We start from the raw sequence: 25055 nt of genomic DNA, 5'->3' as shown, positions 1-25055 counted from the left end.
ATTTTAATGAAGAATAATTAATGAAAATGATTATTTTTGAAGAAATGTGATTGATTTTGGAGAAAAAAGCGGATACAATAATGATAGAGGTGAAAAAGAAATGCTGACACAAGAACGCCAAAGCTTAATTGAAAACTACGTTAATCAGCACGAAGTATGCCGCGTTAGCGAGTTATGCGACTTAACTGATACATCCGAATCAACTATCCGTCGCGATCTTATTCAGATGGAGAAGAACGGAATGCTTAAGCGTGTGCATGGTGGTGCTCAATCAGTAAAAAATTTTTCTCGTGATGTTTCCCAAAACGTCCGCTTTAATTTGAATCATGACGTTAAAATTGCGATTGCTAAGTATGCAGCTCGCAACTTTGTTCAACCCGGTGATAATGTCTTTATCGATGCGGGAACGACCACATATGAGTTAGTCCCATTTTTGGCCGATGTTCCCAAGGTGAAGATCATTACCAATGGTGTTGAAACGGCGTTATGTAGCTTGAATCACGGCATTAAGACCATCTTAATTGGTGGCGAGGTCAAAGATGACACTCATGCGGTGATTGGTCAAACTGCACTCGCTCAAATTAGAGAGATGAACTTTTCAGTTAGTTTTGTTGGAGCTAACGGAATCGAAAAAAATGGCAATCTTACAACGCCAGATCCCGAAGAAGCTGCAATTAAGGCTGCCGAAATTAAACAAGCTAGACATGCCTATGTTTTAGCTGATTCATCCAAGATTGGTGAACGCAACTTTGCGGTTTTCGCCAATACCAAGGACGTTTACGTGGTAACAGATCAACTTAAATCCAGTCAAAAAGCGGCATTACCTGCCGATATCAACCTAGAGGAGGCAAAATAATGATCTATACAGTAACTGTTAACCCAGCGCTTGACTATGTTCTTCAATTAGAAAAAGTTAACCGCGGGGAAGTTAACAGAACTAATAATGATGCATTTTTAGCAGGTGGGAAAGGAATTAACGTTTCTCAAATTCTTAACCAATTAAGTGTTGATAACACTGCTTGGGGCTTTGTTGGTGGTTTCACTGGCAAGGAATTGGTTCGCCAATTAAACCAAAAGAGAATTGAAAGTGACTTCGTTACTATTTCAGACAACACTCGTGTGAACGTTAAGATTCATGCAGAAAAGGAAACTGAAATTAACGCAGCTGGTCCTAACATTACTGACCAAGAAATCACTGCTTTCAAGGATCGTTTGAACGACTTGAAAAAGGGTGACATTGTTGTCATGAGTGGTTCACTTACTCCAAGCTTACCAACTGATTTTTATCAATCACTTCTTCCAACTATTAAGGAAGCTGGTGCAGAATTCGTAGTTGATACTACTGGTCAAGCTCTTCTTGATACTTTGGAATACAAGCCATTAGTAATCAAGCCTAACCACCACGAATTGGCTGACCTCTTTGGCGTAACCTTTGATTCTAGCGACGTGATGCTTGAATACGCACAAAAGTTGCTTGATATGGGTGCACAAAATGTCATGGTTTCAATGGCTGGCGAAGGTGGTTTCCTTTTGACTAAGGATCACGTATACCACGCTAAGGGTGCCGTTGGTACTGCTGTCAACTCAGTTGGTGCCGGTGACTCAATGATCGCTGGTTTTGTTGGTACTTACTACAAGACTCAAGATCCTAAGGAAGGCTTTAGAATTGGTATGGCTTGTGGTGCTGCTACTGCATTTACCAAGGATATCGCTGTGAAGAGTCAAATCGACGCAGTATTGCCACAGATTAAGGTTGGACAAATTTCTTAATTTAAAGGGGAAAGATATATGAGAATTAAGGACATATTAAGTCCTGAGTCCATGATTATGGAACTCAAGGCTAAAAACAAAGAAGATGCCATTAAAGAAATGGCTGACCTTGAAGTTGCAACCGATATCGTTAACGACGAAGATGCATTTATCAAGTCCATCTGGGACCGTGAAAATGAATCTACTACCGGTATTGGTGGCGGAATTGCGATGCCTCACGCACGTAACAAGTTAATTAACAAGGCTCGTGTGTTGTTCGCTAAGAGTAAAGAAGGTATTGACTACAACTCACTTGATGGTCAACCAGTTCACTTATTCTTCATGATTACTGCACCAGCTGGTGCTGACAATACTCACCTTCAAGCTTTAGCTAAGCTTTCTGGTTTATTAATTGATCCAGAATTGGTTGAAAAACTTAAGGCTGCTAAGACTCCAGAAGAAGTTATCGATCTTTTCGAAAAGGCTGAAACTAAGAAGGACGAAGAAGACAAGAAGGCTGCCGAAGCTAAAAAGGCTAAGGAAGCTGCTAAAGCTCAAGGTAGTTCAGATGATAACAAGCCTTTGATCGTTGGTGTTACTGCATGTATCAACGGTATTGCCCATACTTACATGGCTCAAGAAGCCTTGATCAAGGAAGGTAAGAAGCGCGGTATCGAAGTTAGAATCGAAACTAACGGTTCAGAAGGTGTTAAGGATAAGTTAACCCCTGATGAAATTAAGCGTGCTAAAGGTGTTATTATCGCTTCTGATAAGAAAGTTGATATGCCACGTTTTGACGGTAAGCACTTAGTTAACCGTCCAGTTGTTGATGGTATCAACAAGCCAGGTGAATTGATTGATGACATTATGGATGACAAGGCAGATGTTTACCACGCAAGTGCATCTGACAAGTCAGAAGAATCATCAAGCACTGAAAAGCCAGGCTTATGGGCAGGTATTTACAAGAACTTAATGAACGGTATCAGCCACATGCTTCCATTCGTTATTGGTGGTGGTATCTTGATGGCTATCTCCTTCATCGTAGAAAACTACGGTGGTGGTGCTAAGTCTCCTGCATTTATCTTCTTGAACAACGCTGGTAACTTGGCCTTTGCTTTCATGGTTCCAGTTCTTGCTGCTTACATTGCTGAATCAATCGGTGACTTGCCAGCTCTTATGCCAGGTTTCGTTGGTGGTTACATGGCTGCGATCGTTAACGGTCAATTCCAAGTTAACGTTCAATCACACGCAACTTCACCAGCTGGATTCTTAGGTGGTATTGCTGCCGGTTTCATCGCTGGTTACTTAATGGTTGGTTTAAAGAAGCTATTTGCTAAATTACCTCACTCAGTTGAAGGTATGAAGCCAATGCTGTTCTACCCAATCTTAGGTTTGCTGTTAATCGCAGCTATTATGTTCTACATCATTAACCCAATCTTCAGTGGTATTAACTTTGCTATTACCCACTTCTTGAATGGTATGGGTACTGGTAACTTGGTACTTCTTACTACTATCTTGGCAGGTATGATGTCAATCGATATGGGTGGTCCTTTCAACAAGGCTGCTTACGTATTTGCTTCAGGTGCTTTTGCTAACGACCCACACTCAACTACTGCTGCTATCTTAATGGCTGCTGTTATGGTTGGTGGTATGGTTCCACCATTTGCTACTGCTATCGGTACTACTTTCTTCAAGAATAGATATACTTTGGAAGAACGTCGTGCAGGTGTTTCAAACTGGGTATTAGGATTCTCATTCATTACTGAAGGTGCTATTCCATTTGCAGCTGCTGATCCAGGTCGTGTAATTCCTTCATGTATTATCGGTTCAGCTGTTGGTGGTGCGTTAGTTGGTTTATGGCACGTTGGTGTTCCAGCTCCTCACGGTGGTCTTTGGGTATCACCACTTGCTGGTAACATTGGTGGACCAAGTCACATTTTGTTCTACTTCTTGGCAACTATTATCGGTTCTATCGTAGCCGGTTTGATCATGAGTTTCTGGAAGAAGAACGTTAAGGACGATCCTGACGAATAAAAATATGTACTGGAGTAAAATAATTTAAGTTATTAATTAAAAATGCTCCATTATGTAAAAAACGTATTATAATATAAGTATCTTGATGATCTCTACTTGAGTCAAGATACTCTGTTATGTTTTGCGCTACCTTCGGGTAGCGTTTTTTTGTGAGAAAAATTAAGGGATATATTAAGCTAAAACTAGTAAGTAGGTGAAAAAGTTGAACGATCAAATTATCCGGATCACCAGGGCTCTCAATCATCCAATTCGTATTCAGATTCTTTATTATTTAAATGATCATCAAAAAAGTAGTGTAAATAATTTGGTTAAGCAATTCGATGTGAGTCAACCGGCTATTTCACGTCATCTTAGAATTTTAGAAGAAGCTAAGTTGGTTAAAAGTGAACGGGTTAAGCAGGAAAAGTACTATAGTTTAGCTGATAATCATATTATTAAAATCTTGGATGTTTTACGTCAGCACGTCAAAGAATAGTTTGACAAGCATATAAAAATATGTTTATATAATGATGTAATTCTAGAACAAAAGCATTTAAATAAAATTCAGCAAGTTTTATATTTTAAACATTTCTTATAATTTATAAGTTTTTATTGATAGCATCAGGTCTAAGAGGCACTGGTGCTATTTGTATACGCTTAAAAATATTGACACGATTATCAAACTAGCTTATTCTAACTTTAAGTCAGAAAAGAATTGCTGAACTTTCTGATTTAAATGCTTTTTTTGTATGGAGGAAATTATATTGAGAAAAATAAAATCTAGAATTACTAAGTCACTTTTTATCATGGGATTAATGGGCATGATTATGCTCTTAGCTTCCGCATGCTCAAATAAAAAAGGTGCAAAAACTAACTCTGACAAGGTTTCAATTGTGACTACAACTAATGTTTATGCAGATATTGCTAAGAATGTTGTAGGTAAGTACGGCAGTGTTCAAGCCATTATTAAAAACAGTGCAACTGACCCACACGATTTTGAACCAACAACTGCAGATGCCAAGGAATTGACTAAGGCTGACATTATCGTAGCTAATGGCTTGGGTTATGACACTTGGATGAACAAGTTAGCTAGTTCAGTAAGCAAGAAACCAGTCTTGGTGGGCGAAGACTTAATGGGACTCAAGAAGGGCGACAACCCTCATATCTGGTATGATTTAGATATGCCAACCAAGTATGTTAACTACTTAGTTAAGCGTCTGTCTAAGTTAGACAAAAAACATGCAGCTTACTTTAAGGAAAATGGTGACAAGTACTTAGCTAAAGTTGCTAAGATCAAGCAAATTGCCAAGTCAACTGATAAGAAGAACAATAAGCCTGTTTTCGTTAGTGAACCTGTTTTTGATTACGGTTTAGAAGAAGCTGATTACAAGATTGGCGACAAGGAATTTGAAGAAGCAATTGAAAATGGTACTGATCCAAGTCCTAAGACCATCAACAAGATGACTAATGAAATTAAGGATAAGAAGATCGCATTCTTTGTTAATAACACTCAAGCAAGTAGTTCAACTGTTAAGACTTTTGTTAAGCTTGCTAAGGAAAACGGTGTGCCAGTACTTAACGTTCGCGAAACAATTCCAAATCATATAACTTACTTGGATTGGATGAGAGAAAATTACCAAAATTTAGCTAATATTAGCAAAAAATAGATAGAATTTAGCAAGTAAAGGGGATGCTAAATTGATTTTAGATGTGAATGATCTTTCAATGAGATTTGATACAAAGACCGTTTTTCAGGATATTAACTTTCATCTTGAAAAAGGATCAATGACTGCTCTCTTGGGACCAAACGGAACGGGAAAGACAACATTAATTAAGATTTTGATGGGGATGCTTACGCCAACTGATGGTAGTTATAATTTCTCATCAGATGTTAAATTAGGCTATGTGCCACAATTTAGAAATATTGATTCAGAATATCCACTTTCAATTCGTGCATTTATAGGTTTAAATGCACCACTTTTTAAAACAAAAAAGGTGAAGGATCAAATTGATCATCAATTGATTGAAACTCACTTAGATTCGATTAAGGATACTCGAATGGGTGAAGCTTCAGGAGGTCAAAAACAGCGTGCATATTTAGCTCAGGCGCTGCTGGATAGTCCTAATATGATTATCTTGGATGAAGCAACAGCGAGTCTTGATCCGGCGGCTAAGGAAGAATTAATGGGGCTAATCAAGCACCTTAATCAAGAACACAAAATTACGGTTTTGTTCGTTACTCATGATATTCCGTTAGCTAAAAAATATATGACTGATTACTTGTACCTTAACAAGGGTTCAATCAGACAAGGAAAGATGAGTGAGTTTAAGGAGGATTTCGAATAATGTTTCAATATGAATTTATGCGTTATGCCTTCTTAGCAAGTACATTTATTGCGATTACCTGTGGGGTCGTCGGAGTTTATGTTGTAGCACGCAGCTATGCCTTTTTAGCTCATACTTTGTCAGAAATTGGCTTTGCGGGGGCAGCCTTTGCCGTGTTTATCGGTATTGCGCCGTTATGGGGGATGCTACTCTTCACGTTATTAGGTTCGATTGGCGTTGGTGAATTGTCTTTGCATAGTGATCAAAAGGAATCTTCAATTAGTGCGATTTCTGCACTGTTTATTGGATTGGGTGTCTTGTTCCTAGCTATTTCAGGGTCTAACAGCCGTTATGCGACGAATATTTTGTTCGGTAGTATTATCGGTGTAGACAAGCAAGGCGTAATCCAATTGGTTGTTTTATCAGTTATCGTTTTGCTGATGATTTTGCTGGTTCAAAGGAACTTGAACTTTGATTCATTTGACCATATAGGTGCGATTGCGCACGGTGTGCATACTGGCTTAGTAGGAATTGTTTTCTTAATTTCTTTAGCTATGTCAGTTGCTATCGGTGCACAAATTGTTGGTTCATTGTTAGTATTTATTTTGCTAACATTGCCATCTTCAACGGCCCGTTATATTGGTCGAACAATTCCAGCGATGATTGCATGGTCGGTTTTCTTTGCCTTAATCGGTGTTTGGGCAGGTCTATACTTAGGTTTTATCACTAATTGGCCTGTCACATTCTTTATTGCTACAATCGAAGTAGTAATTTATCTGGTTGCTTATGGCCTCCATGTAGTTAAACATCGTTAATAGAAATAAAGCAGGTTGAGAAATTCAACCTGTTTTTTATTTGAAAAAGAAAAAGAACTACTCCATTCCGAGGAGTAGTTCTCAAATGATGTGAGAAATTTTACTTTCCATTAATTGTTATATAGTTTGTTGAGCAAAGTTGCAAGCAAAAATTTTAGAATTTGTAATAATTAATAAAATTTGAGTATTTGGTTTTAACTTTTGACTTATTTAATGATTAAATATATTATAAGATATTTTACGATAAAGGATGGGTTAGATGTGGATTAAGTTTGCGATTGCGTTGTTGCCAATCATTTGGTTGATTATTTCACTTGGTGTGATGCGCATGCCAGCTGCACGAGCTTGTGTAATTGGATTGGTATTAACAATTGTGCTTGCAATTTTTAGCTTTAAATTACCTGTTTTAGATACCATGACGGGAGCCTTAGAAGGGATCATCATGGGTATTTGGCCAATCATGTTCGTGATCGTGATGGCGTTATTCGCATACAATGTGACTACTGAGTCGGGCAGAATGAAAACCATTCAGAATATGCTGGCCACAATTTCAACTGATAAGCGTATTATCGTGCTAATTATCGCTTGGGGCTTTGGTGGCTTTCTTGAATCAATTGCAGGTTTTGGTACAGCAGTAGCAATCGCGGCAGGTATTTTGATTGCTTTTGGGTTAGATCCAATTAGAGCATCAGTAATTAGTTTGATTGCCAACACAACAGCAACAGCTTTTGGTGCAATTGGTTTGCCGATTTTAACATTGGCTGAAGTAACTAACTTGAAGCAAGAAAATTTATCTTTCATTGTAACTTTGCAATTATTTGTATTGGTAGTGTTAGTACCATTTATCCTGGTGATTTTGACAGAAGGCAGTATTAAAGCTGTAAAAGGCGTTGGCTTAATTACCTTGATGTCAGGACTAGGAATGGCTATTCCCCAGGTAATAGCTGCCAAATTTGTCGGTGCAGAATTACCTGCAATTGTAGGTTCTCTTTGCTCAATCGCTATTACGGTTTTGTTTACTAGATGGCATGAAGATGAGGAAGAATCTGATGTGGAGCGTCCAAGTACAAATGAAATGCTTAAGGCATGTTCACCATTTATCTTAGTCTTCATCTTCGTCATTTTTGCATCATCATTGGTGCCAGCAGTTAATAATTTACTTAATAAGGTGACAACTAATTTGGTTGTTTATACGGGGAAAAATCCGAATACCTTGTCAATTAGCTGGTTGTCGTCTCCAGGTACGTTGCTTTTTGTTGCTACTTTAATCGGTGGGGCAATTCAGGGCGTTAGTTTTAAGAAAATGATGCAAATTTTAGGACAAGTAATTAAGAGCGTCTGGAAGACAACAATTACGGTTTGTGCAATTGTAGGATTAGCCAAAGTAATGGTCTATGCAGGAATGACCGATGCATTAGCAGTGGCCTTAGTTAGCTTATTAGGGCCAGCTTATCCATTATTTGCACCACTTATTGGGGCATTAGGAACATTCTTAACTGGTTCTGCCACTTCAGCTAACGTGCTCTTTGGTAACTTGCAACTGTCAGCAGCAGCGGACCTAGGTGTAAGCAAGTACTGGGTTGTGGCATCGAACATGACGGGTGCAACGGCAGGGATGCTGTCCCCACAGAATATTGCGGTAGCAACCGGTGCGATCAACCGTGAAGGTGACGAAGGCGAGATCTTGAAGGAGACTGTCAAGTGGGGCAGTTTGTATCTTGTGATTTGTTGTATCTTCTTGTATGTAGTTGGTTTAGTTGCAGGGATGATTTAAATGAATCAAAGAATAAAATCTATTTTGCTTAGCATGCAAACACAGCCAGATAATACTGGTGATCCTGAAGCAATGACAATAATTGATCATGCTTTGATTGAAATAGAACAAGATATTGATCTAAATAAGGTCGTTTTTAAATTAAATCAAGAGATTGATAATTATTCGTTGACGCATGATTTCAAATTACCGTCAACGTTAACTAAGTTAAAAATTATGCTAGATGAAAATCCAAATAAATGTACTGAAGCTGGTTTAACAGGCTCCGTTTAAAATAAAAAAGCTGATAATTCACGTAAAAATGAATTGTCAGCTTTTTCGATATAAATATTTTTTACTTCCCAATCAAGATCTCGAATTCGTTCAATCTCTTTTCAAAAGTCTTGAAAGCATCTTCCAAATAATCAGGTTTGGTCATGTCAACGCCGGCACGCTTCATAATCTCAGTAGGATAGTCGCTAGAACCTGACTTAAGGTAGCCCAGGTATGCATCCCTGTCAGCCTGACTGCCATGCACAACCTTATTAGCCAAAGCTGTCGCAGCCGCAAAACCAGTCGCATATTGGTAAACGTAGAAGTTGTAGTAGAAGTGCGGAATCCGTGACCATTCAAGCGCAATATCGCCACCTGGTTCAACGCTATCGCCGTAGTAGTGCTGGTTAATTTGACCATACACATCATCTAAAATATCAGCAGTCAATGGTTCGCCCTTAGCATCTGCTTCATGGATAAATTGTTCAAATACCGCAAATTGAGTTTGACGGAACAAAGTACCCTTGAATGAATCAAGGTAGTAATTCAAGATGAATGCGCGTGTCTTAGGATCAGTAATATGGTCCAGGAAATACTCGGTCAAAATATTTTCGTTAGTAGTTGAAGCAATTTCAGCTACGAAGATTGGGTAATCACCATAGATGTAAGGTTGACTATGGCGGGTGTACCAAGAGTGAACTGAGTGTCCAGTTTCGTGAACTAAGGTATAAAGTGAATCGATATTGTCTTCCCAGTTCAAAAGCTCATATGGATCGGTGTCATAAGCACCACCAGAGTAAGCACCAGTAACTTTACCCTTAGATTCAACAGGGTCGATCACACGGTTATTAAAAATATAATCAACGTGCTTCAAGTAGTCTTCACCAAGTGGCTTCAAGGCTTCTTTAGCAACCTTTTTTGCCTCTTCAAAGTTATAAGACAAAGCAGGCTTACCAGTTAGCGGCACGTACATGTCCCACATTTGTAAGTCTTTAAGACCTAAAATCTTTTTACGTAATGCGACATAACGGTGGAGCAAATCAAGGTGTGAATCAACCTCTTTGATTAATGTGTCGTAGACTTCAACAGGCACGCCGTTATCAGCTAATGCGGCTTCTCGAGCTGAGTCATACTTGTGCATACGAGCGTTGTAGTTATGCTTTTTCACAACACCAGATAGAGTAGATGCAAGTGAGTTCTGGAATTGACCATAGCTTGCATAAAGCGTATCGAAGGCGCCTTTGCGCACGTCACGGTTTTGGGACTGAATCAATAATGAATAAAGACCATCGGATAATTGTTCCATGTTGCCGTCTTCGTCTTGCACGTAGCCATATTCCATGTCAGAGTTGGTTAAGACGTTAAAGGTGTTCTCGGACACGCTCATGGCATCCCCAGCATCGGCGATAATTTTTTCTTCTTCTGCTGGCAAGGTATGAGGGCGCTTATTAGTAATCATTTCCAAATAGTGGGCATAATCAGCTAATCTTGGTTCATCCTTCTTAAATTGTTCAAACTTTGCGGCAGGGATGCTTAAAATCTCAGGATTAATAAAGCTGGTTGCTGCTTCAAATTGATTGGACAAGCTTTGCACGCGACTAACATAGCCTAAATAATGTGAGTTAGAAGTATCAACGTCGCTAGACATAGTGGCATAAACGTAAATATTTTCCACATCACGCTTAACTGCTAAAATCTTGGTTAAGCCTTCATATAAGCCTTTGCCTGATTTAGCCAAACTGCCCTTTAATTCACTTAGCTTAGCTACTTCGTCTTTTGCCTTGTCGTAGGCATTTTCCCAGTCTTGGTCTGTTTTAAAGATTCGGGTTAAATCCCACTTCATATTTTCTGGGACTTCGCTTCTTGTTGGAATCGCCATAAATTTTCCTCCATTAATTACATTTTGTATACATCATAATTCGATGTACAATGAAACACAAAAAATAAGTTATTATTAATTATAAGTAATTTTATTTTATCTAGCGATTAAAAGTGATACAAATTAACATGTATTAATTTTGAAGGGAAAAGATACAAAGAATGGACCAAAATCCAAAACGAAGAGAAGAATACCGAACAAGACATTCCTCACTTAATCTCCACCGCAATCGTGCTTTTGCTGCAGACAGTTCTGCATTAAAAAGTGGTAATATGTTTGCACGCTTTATTGGCGTAGTCGCATTAGTGGTTGTTTGCTTTGGAGTAGCATGGGCTGCGCACATGTATTTCACCATTCATAGTGCAGTTGATGGTAAGGGGGATAGCGATGTACCGGCTTCAGCTAAGATTGCTAATAGACAACCTATTTCTATCCTAGTGTTAGGTGTGGATCAAGGTATTGAAGGACGACATGATCGTGGTAATTCAGATACCATGATTTTAGCTACAGCTAATCCGCAAAAAAATACTGCAACGATGACCTCAATTCCGCGTGATACCTTAGCTGATATTAAGGGAGATCCGGGAGACGAATATTTCATGTTCAGGGTAAACTCTGCCTATGAAATTGGTGGTAGTCAATCCAGCATGAAGACTGTTTCAAGCATGTTAAATGTACCAATTGATTATTATCTAGAAGTGAATATGAAGGCATTGCGCAGCTTAGTTAATGCAGTAGGTGGCGTAGACGTTAATGTGCCGTTTGACTTTTCATATGATTGGTGTGATTTCCATAAAGGAAAGCAACACTTGAATGGTCGTCACGCTGTGGCTTATGTCCGTATGAGAAAAGAAGACCCACGTGGGGACTATGGTCGTCAACTTCGTCAACGCCAAGTAATTGAGGCGATTATGCATAAGGCTATGTCTGTTAATACGCTGAGCAATTATCGTAAGTTAATTGATATTTTTAACAAGTACGTGAAAACTAATTTGACCTTTAACGATATGCTTAGTCTTACTTTGAATTATCGTGGTTGTGCTAAGAATTTGAAGAGTGGCTACATTCAAGGTCATGATGCCTGGATTGATGGTTCTTCAATTCAAGTTGCTTCAACTGAAGAATTGCAGAAGGTTTCTAATAGAATTCGGAAGAATTTAGGTTTAGAAACTGAAACATTAGATAATGAAGAGACACGACAAAACGAATTGAATGACCAAAATAGTCATATCAAGTGGGACGATCCGCAAGCATTTACTAATTATCGAATCTATGATCAAAATTCAGATAAGCCTGCTGGTGATTCTAATTCTGGTTATGGTAAGAATCCAAATGCTTCATCATCGTCAAATAGCAGCAGTTCTAGTTCATCATCAAGTAGTGGTGGCTGGAAGTTTCAATGGTAAAAATTAACAGCATCCCGATCTGGGATGCTGTTTTTTGCTGATGTAAAATAAACTGAGAGGTGAGAAAGATGATTGGGACAATCGTGAACACATTAGCGTTATTAGTAGGAACGTCCATTGGCTGTTTATTAAAAAAGGGGATTAACAAGCGTTACGAAGACGTTTTATTTATCGCAATGGGCTTAGCTGCTCTAGGCATTGGCTGGGAAAACGTGACCAACAACATGCCGAAGAGCCAGTATCCCGTTTTATTCATTGTCAGCCTAGCTTTAGGCGGCGTATGTGGAACCGCTCTTGATATTTCTGGACATTTTGATCGCTTAGTTGCTAAAACTGGTAAATCCAATTTAGGCAAGGGTCTCGCAACTGAAATTTTGCTTTGCTGTATTGGGGCACTTTCCATTGTTGGTCCCGTTATTGCAGCTGTAAAGGGCGATAACACCATGCTGTTCACTAATTCTACGTTGGACTTTGTAACGTCGATGGTCTTTGGTGCAAGCTTCGGCTGGGGGATGCTGGTTGTTGCTCCAGTTCTATTTTGCTGGCAAGGCAGTATTTATCTCGTCGCCAAGTTTTTATCAGCCAGCTTTTTTACCGGTCCACTTGTAACAGAAATTTCCATTGTTGGTGGTTTCTTAATTGCCTGTTCAGGTCTAGCTTTATTAAAAATTCGTGATGTAAAGACATTGAATTTTTTGCCTGCACTGCTAGTACCAGTTATCTTTTTTATTATTAAAGATGTAACGGGCCTATTTTAATTTGAATTAATTTTTCTGAAAATTTTGCCAGCCATACTATGGTTATGAATCAAGTTGTCTTTAATTCCCATTAGTTTAAAATCTGCATTTTGCGCAACGCGGGTGCTTTTACCATTTGCAACTGCAACAATTAAGTCAACGTATTTAAGATTTAACTCACTGAAGGCATATTTGCACACTTCACGTACGCTTTTAGTCATAATGCCTCGGCCTTGATATTTGCTAGACAACCAATAGCCGATTTCGCCTTTTTGGTTGGTAATTAAATTATGCAAATCAATCATGCCACAAGGTTCGCCGTTAACGAGAATAGTCAATACAATCATGCGCTCTTGAACCATGTTAGCTTGAATGGTTTTGATAAATTTAGCTTCATCAGCTGAAGATTTCATATTGTAGGCCCAGGGCAGCCACTTACCTAGGCTTTCTCGATCATGGGCGATTGCATGATAAAGATCAATTGCTTGCCAAGTTTGCGGCAATACTAAGTGAATATCTAAATCATCGATTTGGAAGTGGATTAATGAAAAATAGTAGTGGATATTTTTATTCATTTTACCGTTTCTTTCTAAATACAAATTGAGTTATTGCAAGTATACTTAATTCATAATTAAAAGTCATTGCAAAGTTAGCTAAATTTTGCTAAGTTCGTAAAAGTTACTGCTTTTGTGTTGAAGGGAGAAAATTATGCAAAAAAAAGAATCAATATTTCCAGTCATTTATGGCATAATTTCCGCAATAATTGCTTTTATTGCCGTATTTTTTATTTGCCTGCACACTTTTAGATTAAATCTGCAATTGGCGATTATACTGGCAGGTATTTTTGCAATTTTCTTTTTTGGCTTGTCTTATTTTAGAGGGCATGCTTCAGTTGAAATTAAGCGCATCGTTTATAAATATAAGTTAACAGATCAAGAAGTGGCTAATATTACGGGGATGAAACCGAGCGATTTTCCAATTTATCACGATCGCTTGCAGTTGATTTTGCCTAAACGCTACTGGCCACGTGTACTTGATGCGCTGCAAAAGTATGAAAAAGAACAAGAATCTACAAATAATAGTTAGAGGGAAAAATGAGTTTATTAACTGTTAAAGACCTAAGTCAAAGCTTTATTGATAAGACTTTGTACGAAGATGCCAACTTTGTATTAAATAAGGAAGATCACATGGGGGTTACCGGTCAAAATGGGGTAGGTAAATCTACGCTAATTAAGATTTTGACAGGTGAGATTATTCCAGATGACGGTCAAGTTAAATGGCAAAATAAGATCGATGTAGGATATTTGGACCAGTACGCTAAGCTTGCACCAGGGGTAACCATTCGCGGCTTTTTGCGGACTGCTTTTGATGAGCTGTTTAAAAAAGAACAAGAATTAAATGAGTTATATACCAAGTATGCTGAAAATAGTGATAATCAATTGCTAGAAAAAGCAGGTAAGATTCAGACCTACCTAGAAGAGAACAATTTTTATGATGTTGATACCGAAATTGAACAAGTTGCAGCTGGGTTGGGTTTAGCGGACCTCGGCTATGACCACGATGTTTCCAAATTATCAGGTGGTCAACGTTCCAAAATTATTTTGGCTAAGCTTCTTTTGCAAAGCCCTGATGTTTTGGTGCTAGACGAACCAACCAACTACCTGGACGTATCACATATTGATTGGCTAGTTGATTATCTGAACAACTTCTCTGGCGCCTTTATCGTAGTTAGTCACGACTATGATTTTTTAGGTAGAATTACCAATTGTATTATTGATATTGATTTTGGTACGATTACGCGTTATACCGGTACGTTGAAGCAAGCGCTGCGGCAAAAAGCGGCTAACCGTGAAACTTACCTTAAGGCATATGCTAACCAGCAACGCAAGATTGCTAAGACCGAAGCATATATTCGTAAGAACAAGGCTGGTACTCGTGCCAAGAGTGCGAAGTCACGTGAAAAGCAACTGGCAAGAATGGATATTTTAACCCCACCTAAAAACAACCGTCGGGCTAAGTTTGAATTTCCATATGTTGCTACGGCTTCTAACTTGCTTTTACAAACACAAGATTTAGTAATTGGTTATGATCATGCGTTAGTTAAGTCTGCCTTTAATTTCTCCGTTGGTGGCAACGAAAAGGTCGCAATCACTGGTTTTAACGGAATTGGTAAGACTACCTTGCTTAAGACGTTATTAGGACAACTCAAGCCAATTTATGGCTCGTATGAATTATCAGTAACGGCAAAATTAGCTTACTTCAAGCAGGATTTAGCTTGGCCAAATAATAATATGACGCCGCTACAATATTTGCAGGAAGAATTTGAACGCAAGAAGCCTAAGGAATTAAGACAGGCACTTGCTCGTATGGGTTTGACTGCGCAACAAGCGATGAGTCCATTGAAAGAATTGTCTGGTGGGGAACAGGAAAAAGTAAAATTAGCTAAGATGCAATTTGAACCAGCTAACTTGCTTTTCCTTGATGAACCAACTAACCACTTGGACAACGATACGAAAGATGCCTTGAGAAAAGCCATCGTCAATTTCCCAGGTGGAGTAATTATTGTTAGTCACGAACGAGATTTCTTCCATGGCGATTGGGTAGATAAGACTATAGATATTGAAACAATGAATTGAGGATAAAACTATGTCCGATAAGCACGATACTAAATTTTATCAGGAAATATTGGATATTTGTTTAACCGCTGGACGCTTAATGATTGAAGGCGGTAGTGAAATGTATCGGGTTGAAGACACGATGCTTAGAATTGCTCGGAACGCGGGTGCAGAAGATCCGCGTGTTTTTGCTACTCCTACTTGTGTATTTATGAGCTTAAATGGGGGTAACTTATCTCAAATGAAGCAAGTGCGAGATCGTAATATTAATCTGGAGTTAGTGGATCGTGTTAATGCATTATCGCGACAATTTGCAGCTAAGCAAATTGATTTACAACAATTGAAGGAAAAGATAGTCCAAGTAGCTAATGCTCCTTCTTTCCCTATGTGGTTGCAAGTAGTTGGTGCAGCAATTCTGAGTGCGACTTTGATGGTTCTGTTTATGGATAATTATGATTGGGTCGACTTTCCAGGAGCTGCTTTAGTGGGTGGTGTCGGTTTTTGGGCATATTGTGAATTTAAAAAGTACACTAAAGTTCGCTTTTTATCAGAATTAATTGCGGCGATGGTGATGGGACTTTTAGCAGTAGGCTTGAATTGGTTAGATTCACAGATGATCGTGGATAATATTTTGATTGGAGCGCTAATGACTTTGGTTCCAGGGCTTGCCTTAACCAATGCATTGCGAGATCTATTTATGGGTGATTTGCTATCTGGAATTGTAAGAATGTGTGAAGCCGTCTTAACCGCACTTGCTTTAGGTGGTGGAGTCGGAATGATCTTGAAATTCATGGGGGTATAACGATGCCTTTTTGGTTAGAGATAGTAATTAATGTTGCTTTTTCTTATATTGCTTCTGTAGGATTTGCGTTAACTATTAATGTCCCACATCGTGCGCTTAATTCATCTGGAATTAGTGGAGCAGTAGGCTGGATGGCTTATTGGTTTTGCTTTCGCTTAGGTATGGGCAGAATGGTTTCTAATCTGATTAGTGCATTTTTAATCGGAATTTTGGGATTATTTTTTGCTAGGAGAAAAAAATGTCCTGCAACGATCTTTAATATTCCTGCATTGGTACCGCTGGTGCCGGGGATGCCAGCTTATCAGGCCGTTCGTGCACTTGTAGCAGGCAATTATACACAAGGACAAGAGCTGATTTTGCGAGTGGCAATTGTTACTGCCGCAATTGGGTTAGGTTTCTTGTTATCTACGATGTGCATTGAAGCATTCTATAGAATAAAATATCGCCATTTTAAGAAGATAATGCTGTACATGAAACGTAAAAGATAGTACAATGCCTAGTTGACGAGTCGATTAATGAACGCGAGATGCGTATATTTATGAGATAGAGGACATCCGCCTTAAGTGGCAAGCACGGGAAGTGCTGATGGTGGACATACTGATGTGAACAGTTTAAATGCCCACATGTGCTTTTGCATGTGCCTTGAGTTGAAAAAGGACAAGCTTTCCATAAAGCTTGTCCTTTTTGTTTTGTTTAACTAATGTAAAGCGCTTGTCGACCTTGTTGATCGTAACTCTGTTCTAATTTATGCCAGTTTACAGCTTGATTTTTAAATCCATAAGGATTGTTAAGGTAGACAACCTTCTTTTTCTTGTTATAACCTGTAATTACACAAGCATGTGATGATGGTGTAACGTTCACCTTACCTGAGTTAGTTTCCCACGTTTGCATATTGTTGACGCGGCTAAAGGTTGTAGTAGTAATAATTAAAACGGGATGACCATCGGAAACTAGTTTTAATACTTTCAGGAAATTACTGCCGGAAGCATTAACGATGTGGTTGGTGTATTTACGTGCAACGTTATAAAGCGGACCATTATAAACGCACCAGCCGGCATTTGCTACAGTCATATGACCGACAAAGCCCTGATTAGGATTACCGCGATAACGGCCATTGTCGGTAAAAGAATCGACGTGTTGAATGTTCTGTGCTAGTTCATTTTTAGTAACTTTGATGCCATAATAGTTCATAAGCATGGATAAACTAGTAACCTCGCAGCCGTTAGGCAGGTCGGGGAGCTGATTTTCTAGAGGAACATTGAGCTTTTGTTTCTCTTTCATCATCATCCAATTAATTTCGTCATCAATTTGATTTTTGTTTGCAAGGTAAGTTAGACTAAGCACTAATATTAATCCAATTGGAATAATTAAAAATAAGTACTTTAAATTAATTTTTTTATTTTTCATGAGTACTATTCTAGCAAAATCTTATTATGAATTCTAAAAAGTGATGACAAAAAAATTTTTTGTAGTATGTTAGTGAGTAGAATTAACAAAAAGGAAAGTTTATTTTGAAGATTAATTTAGAAGATTTAAATAATAAAATTGAAAATCAAGATTACATTCAAGATCTTGAAACAGTAAAATATGGCGATATTAGCAAATCTAAGAGCAAGATCAAGCCTTATGCAGAGAAGATGATTAAGGAAGTCGCTGCTGCGTTCAAGCATGATTCATTAGTGCAAACTCAGCTGGCAGTGACAGGTCAGCGTCCGGTTACATTTGCTTTAGAGACTAATATCATCAACTTGCCTTACAGCAATTATAAGAAGATTGTCAATTTTTTTGAGGAAGGGCAAGAATATCCGCTTAATGTTTATTTTGAAACGCGGTCTGATTATGTTAATGTTTCGCATTTTAGAATTGATCAATTGGCAACTGAAGAAGAAGTTGAAAAAGATGCTGATAAGGTGGTAGATCAACTAGTAGAAGCAATCATTGAAAAGCTGACAGTTGTGCGTGAATATGAAGCGCCAGAAAAGAAGACTGCTAAGAAGGAAACAAAGAAGAGCAAAACTGCTAAAAAAGAAATTAAAAAGAAAAAGTAGTTTTATAAGGTTTTTAGACTCGAATCTAAGTGATTCGGGTCTTTTTTGTAATGATAACAAAAATTTTTGTTTTTTATTTTTGCTCTTTTTCCAGTCAAAACTTGGCACAAATGTTATTATAGCAAGCTTTCGCGCTATCTATTTTCTTTTTAAAAAAGTTTTATTTTGCCCTTGCATTATATAATGTATGTTATATAACAAAGATGTAAGGAATGAGGAAACGAAAAGTTCCAACAAGTTAAAGTGATTTAGAAAATAGAGGTATTCATTATGTTAGACTCAAAGAAAATTGTTAAAGTTGTTTCAGTTGTAGTTGCTTCAATTAGTATGATGGGTGTCGGTGCTTCAGTTAGTGAAGCTGCTAGCTTCACTGCTCCAAAGTTAGGTGTTTCAGAAGTTGCTCCTACTAACCCATCAATCAAAAAGGGTGACAAGATTTTCGTTTCAAAACAATAAATAATTCTAAACATAATGAATGCGTATTTATATAGATAGACTTTAGATCAATCATTTTGCATATTTGCAGGTGATTGATCTTTTTTTGCCAAAAGAAAAGACCGAATCAATTTGATTCGATTTTTAGTACATCAAGGTTAATATTATTTGATTTCTTTAAATTTATTAAGCGAATGGTCATTGGTGTAGAAGAAGTCTTCAAATACGGCACTCTTAATTACACCTTTTTCGATTGTCGCGTTAATAGTATTAGCTGTATCAGGATACTTATCTGAAAAGCCTAAGTTAAGATAAGCTTTATTGACGCTGTAGTAGAAGTAATGTTTGGCATCTTCTTCCCAACCAGTGCCTTTATACATTAAATGAATGTGCTTTTCTTCGTTAGCTACTAACTCATCGTATAAGTTGTCGATCCATTCCTTTAATCTATCTAGTTCATTCTTGCCAAGCTTGCTATAGCCTAAGCGGAACTTATATCCAGGATAGATACCGCTGAATGAAGTACCACGTAAGGCTAACTTAACAATTTCAGCAGTTCTAACCATCTTGCCGTCACCGAACAAGTAGAGTGGGGCGAAGAAGCCAGAGTGATAAAGAGCAGTTTCCAAAATTACATCAGCTGCTTTTTTCTGCAAGGCATCCCCACTTTGATAGATTTTATTTAAAATATGGATCTTATTTTGCAAATAAGGATTATTGTTTGCCCAATTCAAAGTTTCTTCGACAGTCTTGTCATCAGATAACTCATGCAAAACATAACTGTAACCCTTATTGGCAATTGATTCCAAATATTGCAACGCGTTTAAAACGGCAGATTCTTCAGGCGTAATTGCGTCCGCCTTAATCTGTTCAATACCGTTACGCATTTGTAAGCCAGACGAGAAAGACAATGCTCCAAAAGCATGAAGCAAAGCTTCTTGGATTGGCTTATCTAATTTTATAAATTCTTTTTTATCTTCTCTAACCGGAACGTTGCGAGGTTCCCAAATAATATCGTTTAGTCTCGCCCAAGCGGATTTGTCGACACGATCCTCCATGTCGTTCCAGTTAATTGCTTCGTAATATTTCTCAGTCATACTCAATCTCTAAAATCACTTAAAAAGCTAATATTTCCACGTAATTCTTTAGGTTTTCGGATTTTCTTGGTGCTTTCACCAGTAGAAAGATCATGAACAATCTTGCGAACGTTTTTGACATCTTCACTTGTGCCACTAAATTCCAATAAATAAAGAATCGGCACTTTTAGCGTAGCTGCGATCTTCTTCGCGGTTTGAGCAAAAAGGTCGTTGAAGTTACGATTACCACAACCGATAATTCCGATAATATTCTTTTTATTGTCTTTATACGTTAAAAAGTTAACGACTGAATCCATCATGAAATCCTGGTATGCAGGAACGATCAAAATGTACTTTTGACCCATATCAAATTTGGGTTTAGCATCGCTGATCTGATGGGCTTCTAATTGCGTTTTATCAATAAAACGTTTAGTTTGCCCAGTTATTGAATAAAATGCTATTGCTACCATATTTTTCCCTAATAAATCTAATGTACTCAATGCCTATCTTCTCACCTAAATCCCAAGTATTCAATAGTTAAGCTATTCAAATTTTGAAAAAATTCCCCTATAATGTAGAGCAAGGAGGAATCGTCATGTTTAGCTGGAATATTATTGGTATCTTAATCTGGGTTGCCATCATACTGTATTTAGTATTTATTATCCAAAATATTCGTCGTAGACGAATTAAGATGATTATTAAACAGCATAAGCACTTTAGCTGGCCTAACTTTATCTTGAATATAGTTGAGGTGGTCATTTTATTTGTAGCAGCTGGCTGGATGTTTAATCAAACATTTATGGATAATCCAGATTTGGAAGATGCAAGTCGAATTACTTCAAGCGTTAAATATGAACCGCTGATAATGAAGACAGGGGTTGGCAATTCAAGCTATGTCACGATCGATTCAGCTAAGAAGAGATACGGTTCTCAGTCATATACTTTTTATAAGGCAGGAAGCAAAATCACGTCGTCTAGTGATTATGCATCGATTGCGTATGGTGATACGGCATTAGATGTTAATGCAGAAAAGATTCCATACGTTAAAAAGACGCTTAAGAAAATGGATAAGAAATATCAACGTGCTTATGTAGCCATTTATACGGCGACATATAAGAAGAATTGGCAAAACGGTATTGGAATGCACGCAGGGCATTTGGCAACGCGTTATTACTTGATCCGGGTGCCAGATCAAAGCTTCATCAAGCAAGGAAAATAAGCAAAGAAAATCCCCATTCAAAGACGAATGAGGATTTTTTCTACGTAAAGTCAAGCGCAATAAGGTGTTTGGCTTTAATTTCAGCTAATAATCCACCTTCAACGAAGGCTAAGATGAAGCTGGCGGTTAAAAAGTCCATGACGTTGCCTGATGAAAATGCCGCAAACAGCATAAAAGCGATTGAAAGCAGCATGGAACTAATCAGGTAGGTGCGTTTTCTTCTATTCATTAGCCATTTAACAAAAGCGTACAGCATGATTGCTACGTACGGGCCAACAAATAGCAACATCCCGATCCAACCTAATGAATAGATCTGACTGGTGAAGTCTCGCTCTAGGTTAAAAATGTTGGTCTCACGGGTATATGAGATACCTAAGAACTTGTCCAACTTATTATTGTTAGTCTTAACTACTTGATCTAGCATAGCCTTTTCAACGTGACGGTTTTGCATACGCGCAGTTCCCGGCTCGTTCATGATCTTAAGCCAAAATTCTGGATCATATTTGTAAGGGTAGCTCTTAGTGACAAACTTTTTGTTTAGGGCATAATCTTGATAATGCTCTTCGATAAATTCGATTAAAAATTGCTTCCGTTTTTCGCCGCTTGGATATTTTTTAAGACCAGCGGCTAATTCTTTCTTAGCAACAGTTAAGCTGTTATCAGATTGTTGCGCTAAAAACTTTTCATAATTGTAACGCTGGATTGCTGGACCGAAGGGGATAATCGCCATCGCACTAATTTCGATTATCAGCGCTACTAAAATTGCCTTGCCGTTCTTGATGACATCTTTGACAATGAACAAATGGAAAAAGTAGAGCAAAATACCGATGATAATGCCACCAATTAAGCCGATTAGCGCGACTTTAGTTCCAAGTTCGATCATTGCGAGGGCCTGCACGACATTTAAAGTAACGGTTTTCCAATTAAAATGACTGAACATGAAGTAGAGCATCAGGGGCACTAGCATGAATAGTACGGCCGAGACCATGTTGGCAAAGTTGAAGAAGCCTTTAGAAGCCATGTGAGAATAGCCGATGTTAGGATTGAAGAACCATTCAAAAATATTGGCACTGATCGGGCCGGTTTCGTAACTTCTAAGTGAAATCACGAAAAGGTTGCTGATCACGATGGTGAATGAAAATAGTCCGCTGATTCCTTCAATTACATGTCTGAATTGATCGCGAGTGAAATCTAACGCGGTAGTAAAGAAAATCACCATCAGCGGCAAAAGCATTCTAATGAGATAGAAGATTTCACTGACAGTCGAATAGTTGTAATCATTTGGATTAATACTATTAAAATGTTTCACGTGTAACAAGTGTAGAGCCGAGTAAATTACTAGCAAGGCTAAATAAAACAGTAGCCATTTGTTTTTACCCAATTTTTGCCAATTCTGTTTTTGACTAAAGAACATGCAAAAGATAACAAAAACAGCCAAAATTCTAATGATTGTAGGCAAAGTAAACGGCAAGACGTCAGCCAATTTGCCATGATAAAACCAATAAAGGTCCAAAAACGGCTGAATAAGGATGAACCAGAATAAAACGGTTCGAGTTTTCTCTTTCATAAAAAATCTCCCTAAATAGATCGATATTGTATTAATTTTAGGCAAAAAAAGATCCTGCGTAAATATTACCCAGGATCTTTTTGAATTTTGTTTACTTTTTGCTGTCTTTGTTAGCCTTTTTAGTTTTAGCAATCTTTTCAACTTTAACTTCGTTAGTTGAAGCAATCTTACTATTTTTAGCGGCACGAGCAGCCTTTAAGTTTTTGAAGTTGACCACAATCTTGTTGTTCAAGTCACTAATTGCAGTGGCATCAACTGGATCGTATGAAGTGATAGCTAAGAGAGCAGAATTTTCATAAATTTTTTCTACCTTACCTTGGAATGGCTTCTTAAGTTCTTCTTCTGACTTGGCACCAACGATTGCGCCAACTTTTACATCTGCTTTTTTCATGGAGTTATCTCCTCTCTTGATAAAAAATCTTGGTCTTTTGTAACATTGGAATGTTAATATAGATGAGCAACATTTTCAAGTGGGGGACTTTCTTTTGAAGAAAATAATTTTGATCGCGGGCCCGAGCGGCGCCGGAAAGACAACGATTTCTGATTATTTAAATGAAAAATATGGCATACCACGTGTTTTGACACACACGACGCGTCCAATGAGACCAGGGGAAAAGCAGAATGTCTCCTATCATTTTGAAACGGATGAAAGCTTCAAGACATTGCACTTTTTTGAGCACGTCAGATATGGCTCTTATCAATATGGGTCAAGTCGTGAAGCCTTAAACCTTGCTTGGAAAAAGAGCGATCTCGTTTCTTTAATTGTCGATATTAAAGGTGTTTATACTTATTTGAAACAATTAGGCAATAAAGTTTATTTTCTTTATGTCACAACTTCGACTGAAGAAGAATTAAAAGAGCGGCTTTTAAAGCGAGGAGATGATCCCGAAAAGATCAAAGAACGACTCAGCGGCAGTGAATTAAATCTGTTGCCGGAAGACTTGAAAGATTACGCACACATATTAGTTAATGATAATCTATCAGAAACCAAGAGTAAGCTAGATTCAATCACAGCAAGGCTTGAAAAGTGATTTGAAAGCCCTTAATTTTACAAGATTTTTTTAATGAAAAACACCCGAAAATCCCCGTATTTTAATGCGGGGATGGATAGGGCCAAGCTGACCTAGCAGTCAGCTTTTTTTATTCTAAAAATAGAGACATACGTTCGACTTCCCTGTAAAATATAAATATCTAATCTACAGAAGGAGGTGAAATCATGAAGAGAATGAGCAGCTTAGCCTATCATTTTGGCGTTAAGCTTCGCTTTTATCCTAGTTCTAAGCAAAAGAAAATCATTAAGTTGAACTATGATGCGCAACGCTTTGTCTACAACTCTTATGTAGGACGCAATCGAAGCAATTATCATGCTAAGCACTATTTAGCTGTTAGACAATATCAAGCAATGCCTTTTGCCTTTTCTACTCTTAATAGCTATGAAGCCCAACTGGCAGAAAAAGTAGTCGCCAATAACGAGTTATTGGCTAAGCCAAGGAATATCCGCGATACTTATAGCTTTTTACGCGTTAAAGAAATTGATAGCCTCGCTATTGCCAACGCTATTCAGAACTACCAGAAAGCTTGGAGCAACTATCGCAAGATTGGTCATGGAATCCCAACTTTCCATAAAAAACGCAGCGACTGGTCATATCAGACCAACTGTCAATATCCTAAGCAAAAAGAAGCTTTTCTTGATAACGGGACAGCTAGATTTATTGATGCTAAACATATTAAACTGCCTAAACTGGGTATCGTCCGCATTGCTGGTTTTAGAAGGCTAATCAAAGAGCGTTTGCTTAATCATATCCCAACTAGAATTGGCACAGTCACGATTAAAAAGACCGCTGACGAGCAATTCTACTTATCAATGCAATTAGGCAGCGATATTGCCTTTGTTAAAGCCTTGCCTAAGAAGCAAAGTCAAATTGGCATTGACCTTAACCTTGATAATTTCTTAACAGCATCTAACGGGGCAATGGTTGCTAATCCACGATTTTATTGCAAAACCAAAAAGAAGCTTGCCCATGCCCAACGCGTCTTGTCTCGCAGACAGCGCCGGGCTAAAAAAGAAGGACGCAATTTGCGGCTAGCAAAAAACTATCAAAAGCAGCGTTTAGTTGTAGCTAAACTGCACGACAAGATCAGAAGACAGCGTAATGACTTCTTACAAGTACTCTCAACTGCACTAATCAAAAACCACGATTTAGTAGTTGCCGAGGAACTAAGAAGCAGAAATCTGTTAAAGAATCATGCCTTGTCTCAAGCCATTTCAGATGTTGGTTGGCGCAGCTTCCTGAACATGCTGGCTTATAAGGCAGATCTATATGGCAAAGAATTTCTAACAAT

At 38.1% G+C, this 25055-nt stretch carries 27 protein-coding genes; 20 read left to right on the top strand and 7 right to left on the bottom strand.

Annotated elements, in window-relative coordinates:
* Nucleotides 1-100 precede the first annotated feature (100 nt).
* The 9 genes from FC37_RS09400 (at nucleotide 101) to FC37_RS09360 (ending at nucleotide 8949) form a co-directional block, all read left to right on the top strand.
* Nucleotides 101-856, top strand: a complete 756-nt coding sequence (locus FC37_RS09400; RefSeq protein ID WP_025005882.1) for a DeoR/GlpR family DNA-binding transcription regulator — start codon at nucleotides 101-103, stop codon at nucleotides 854-856.
* Nucleotides 856-1770 carry a 1-phosphofructokinase gene (pfkB, locus tag FC37_RS09395; protein WP_025005881.1) on the top strand — a complete coding sequence of 305 codons (915 nt, stop codon included), beginning with the start codon at nucleotides 856-858 and terminating at the stop codon, nucleotides 1768-1770. The genes FC37_RS09400 and pfkB overlap by 1 nt, the downstream gene beginning before the upstream one ends.
* 18 nt (nucleotides 1771-1788) lie before the next feature.
* Complete coding sequence (locus FC37_RS09390; RefSeq protein ID WP_056945633.1) at nucleotides 1789-3783, top strand: PTS fructose transporter subunit IIABC; 1995 nt, start codon at nucleotides 1789-1791, stop codon at nucleotides 3781-3783.
* A 202-nt stretch (nucleotides 3784-3985) separates the two neighbouring features.
* Nucleotides 3986-4258: an ArsR/SmtB family transcription factor gene (locus FC37_RS09385; RefSeq protein WP_003630183.1), complete on the top strand. Its 273-nt coding sequence runs from the start codon at nucleotides 3986-3988 to the stop codon at nucleotides 4256-4258.
* Nucleotides 4259-4511: 253 nt separating this feature from the next.
* Complete coding sequence (locus FC37_RS09380) at nucleotides 4512-5429, top strand: metal ABC transporter solute-binding protein, Zn/Mn family (protein ID WP_035434377.1); 918 nt, start codon at nucleotides 4512-4514, stop codon at nucleotides 5427-5429.
* Nucleotides 5430-5460: 31 nt separating this feature from the next.
* Nucleotides 5461-6108 (top strand): metal ABC transporter ATP-binding protein, encoded by a 648-nt coding sequence (locus FC37_RS09375; protein ID WP_025005879.1) that lies wholly within the window; start codon nucleotides 5461-5463, stop codon nucleotides 6106-6108.
* The gene (locus FC37_RS09370) at nucleotides 6108-6902 is read left to right on the top strand and encodes a metal ABC transporter permease (protein WP_025005878.1); all 795 of its coding nucleotides are present in this window, start codon (nucleotides 6108-6110) and stop codon (nucleotides 6900-6902) included. The genes FC37_RS09375 and FC37_RS09370 overlap by 1 nt, the downstream gene beginning before the upstream one ends.
* Nucleotides 6903-7161: 259 nt before the next feature.
* Nucleotides 7162-8676 (top strand): L-lactate permease, encoded by a 1515-nt coding sequence (locus tag FC37_RS09365; protein WP_025005877.1) that lies wholly within the window; start codon nucleotides 7162-7164, stop codon nucleotides 8674-8676.
* Nucleotides 8677-8949 carry a bacteriocin immunity protein gene (locus tag FC37_RS09360; RefSeq protein WP_025005876.1) on the top strand — a complete coding sequence of 91 codons (273 nt, stop codon included), beginning with the start codon at nucleotides 8677-8679 and terminating at the stop codon, nucleotides 8947-8949.
* A gap of 61 nt (nucleotides 8950-9010) precedes the next feature.
* On the opposite strand, the gene pepF is transcribed toward FC37_RS09360, so the two are convergent.
* On the bottom strand, nucleotides 9011-10807 hold the full coding sequence (pepF, locus tag FC37_RS09355; protein ID WP_025005875.1) for an oligoendopeptidase F: 1797 nt from the start codon (nucleotides 10805-10807) through the stop codon (nucleotides 9011-9013).
* A 161-nt stretch (nucleotides 10808-10968) separates the two neighbouring features.
* Here pepF and FC37_RS09350 point away from each other — a divergent pair, with 161 nt between their 5' ends.
* Together FC37_RS09350 and FC37_RS09345 are read left to right on the top strand one after the other, a co-directional pair.
* Nucleotides 10969-12213, top strand: coding sequence for an LCP family glycopolymer transferase (locus FC37_RS09350; RefSeq protein ID WP_025005874.1), 1245 nt, complete (start codon nucleotides 10969-10971; stop codon nucleotides 12211-12213).
* Nucleotides 12214-12281: 68 nt separating this feature from the next.
* Nucleotides 12282-12971: a DUF554 domain-containing protein gene (locus FC37_RS09345; RefSeq protein WP_025005873.1), complete on the top strand. Its 690-nt coding sequence runs from the start codon at nucleotides 12282-12284 to the stop codon at nucleotides 12969-12971.
* On the opposite strand, the gene FC37_RS09340 is transcribed toward FC37_RS09345, so the two are convergent.
* Nucleotides 12968-13525, bottom strand: a complete 558-nt coding sequence (locus FC37_RS09340; protein ID WP_025005872.1) for a GNAT family N-acetyltransferase — start codon at nucleotides 13523-13525, stop codon at nucleotides 12968-12970. The two genes, FC37_RS09345 and FC37_RS09340, sit on opposite strands and share 4 nt — an antisense overlap.
* Before the next feature lie 133 nt (nucleotides 13526-13658).
* Here FC37_RS09340 and FC37_RS09335 point away from each other — a divergent pair, with 133 nt between their 5' ends.
* Genes FC37_RS09335 through FC37_RS09320 form a run of 4 tightly spaced genes read left to right on the top strand, consistent with a single transcriptional unit; the run spans nucleotide 13659 to nucleotide 16855 of the window.
* Nucleotides 13659-14036, top strand: coding sequence for a hypothetical protein (locus tag FC37_RS09335; RefSeq protein WP_014919445.1), 378 nt, complete (start codon nucleotides 13659-13661; stop codon nucleotides 14034-14036).
* Between the two features lie 8 nt (nucleotides 14037-14044).
* A complete protein-coding gene (locus FC37_RS09330) occupies nucleotides 14045-15586 on the top strand; it encodes an ABC-F family ATP-binding cassette domain-containing protein (protein ID WP_025005871.1) in 1542 nt (513 codons plus the stop codon).
* A 10-nt stretch (nucleotides 15587-15596) separates the two neighbouring features.
* The gene (locus tag FC37_RS09325; RefSeq protein WP_025005870.1) at nucleotides 15597-16367 is read left to right on the top strand and encodes a threonine/serine exporter family protein; all 771 of its coding nucleotides are present in this window, start codon (nucleotides 15597-15599) and stop codon (nucleotides 16365-16367) included.
* Between the two features lie 2 nt (nucleotides 16368-16369).
* Nucleotides 16370-16855, top strand: coding sequence for a threonine/serine exporter family protein (locus FC37_RS09320; protein ID WP_056945632.1), 486 nt, complete (start codon nucleotides 16370-16372; stop codon nucleotides 16853-16855).
* Between the two features lie 205 nt (nucleotides 16856-17060).
* Here FC37_RS09320 and FC37_RS09315 read toward each other — a convergent pair whose 3' ends face one another.
* On the bottom strand, nucleotides 17061-17774 hold the full coding sequence (locus FC37_RS09315; protein ID WP_025006491.1) for a C39 family peptidase: 714 nt from the start codon (nucleotides 17772-17774) through the stop codon (nucleotides 17061-17063).
* A 104-nt stretch (nucleotides 17775-17878) separates the two neighbouring features.
* Between FC37_RS09315 and FC37_RS09310 the strand changes: the two genes are divergently transcribed.
* On the top strand, nucleotides 17879-18415 hold the full coding sequence (locus FC37_RS09310; RefSeq protein WP_025006492.1) for a hypothetical protein: 537 nt from the start codon (nucleotides 17879-17881) through the stop codon (nucleotides 18413-18415).
* A gap of 270 nt (nucleotides 18416-18685) precedes the next feature.
* Nucleotides 18686-18871: a hypothetical protein gene (locus FC37_RS09305; protein ID WP_056945631.1), complete on the top strand. Its 186-nt coding sequence runs from the start codon at nucleotides 18686-18688 to the stop codon at nucleotides 18869-18871.
* Nucleotides 18872-19014: 143 nt separating this feature from the next.
* Here the strand turns inward: FC37_RS09305 and FC37_RS09300 are convergent, their stop codons facing one another.
* Together FC37_RS09300 and nrdI are read right to left on the bottom strand one after the other, a co-directional pair.
* On the bottom strand, nucleotides 19015-19947 hold the full coding sequence (locus tag FC37_RS09300; RefSeq protein WP_056945630.1) for a ribonucleotide-diphosphate reductase subunit beta: 933 nt from the start codon (nucleotides 19945-19947) through the stop codon (nucleotides 19015-19017).
* Between the two features lie 2 nt (nucleotides 19948-19949).
* Complete coding sequence (nrdI, locus tag FC37_RS09295; protein WP_025006462.1) at nucleotides 19950-20396, bottom strand: class Ib ribonucleoside-diphosphate reductase assembly flavoprotein NrdI; 447 nt, start codon at nucleotides 20394-20396, stop codon at nucleotides 19950-19952.
* Nucleotides 20397-20521: 125 nt separating this feature from the next.
* Between nrdI and FC37_RS09290 the strand changes: the two genes are divergently transcribed.
* Nucleotides 20522-21145, top strand: coding sequence for an LVIS_2131 family protein (locus FC37_RS09290; protein WP_025006463.1), 624 nt, complete (start codon nucleotides 20522-20524; stop codon nucleotides 21143-21145).
* A gap of 40 nt (nucleotides 21146-21185) precedes the next feature.
* Here FC37_RS09290 and FC37_RS09285 read toward each other — a convergent pair whose 3' ends face one another.
* Nucleotides 21186-22712 carry an O-antigen ligase family protein gene (locus tag FC37_RS09285; RefSeq protein ID WP_056945629.1) on the bottom strand — a complete coding sequence of 509 codons (1527 nt, stop codon included), beginning with the start codon at nucleotides 22710-22712 and terminating at the stop codon, nucleotides 21186-21188.
* A gap of 91 nt (nucleotides 22713-22803) precedes the next feature.
* Nucleotides 22804-23103 (bottom strand): DUF2187 family protein, encoded by a 300-nt coding sequence (locus FC37_RS09280; RefSeq protein WP_025006464.1) that lies wholly within the window; start codon nucleotides 23101-23103, stop codon nucleotides 22804-22806.
* 94 nt (nucleotides 23104-23197) lie between these two features.
* Between FC37_RS09280 and FC37_RS09275 the strand changes: the two genes are divergently transcribed.
* Nucleotides 23198-23743 (top strand): guanylate kinase, encoded by a 546-nt coding sequence (locus FC37_RS09275; RefSeq protein ID WP_025006465.1) that lies wholly within the window; start codon nucleotides 23198-23200, stop codon nucleotides 23741-23743.
* A 185-nt stretch (nucleotides 23744-23928) separates the two neighbouring features.
* Nucleotides 23929-25055, top strand: a 1127-nt coding sequence (locus FC37_RS09270; RefSeq protein ID WP_056945628.1) for an RNA-guided endonuclease TnpB family protein, incomplete at its 3' end; no start/stop codon positions are given.

This window comes from Lactobacillus gallinarum DSM 10532 = JCM 2011, from assembly GCF_001434975.1.
In the GTDB taxonomy this organism is placed as follows: domain Bacteria; phylum Bacillota; class Bacilli; order Lactobacillales; family Lactobacillaceae; genus Lactobacillus; species Lactobacillus gallinarum.
The sequence above is the reverse complement of the archived record's forward strand: the minus strand, read 5'-3'. Positions and strand labels throughout refer to the sequence as shown.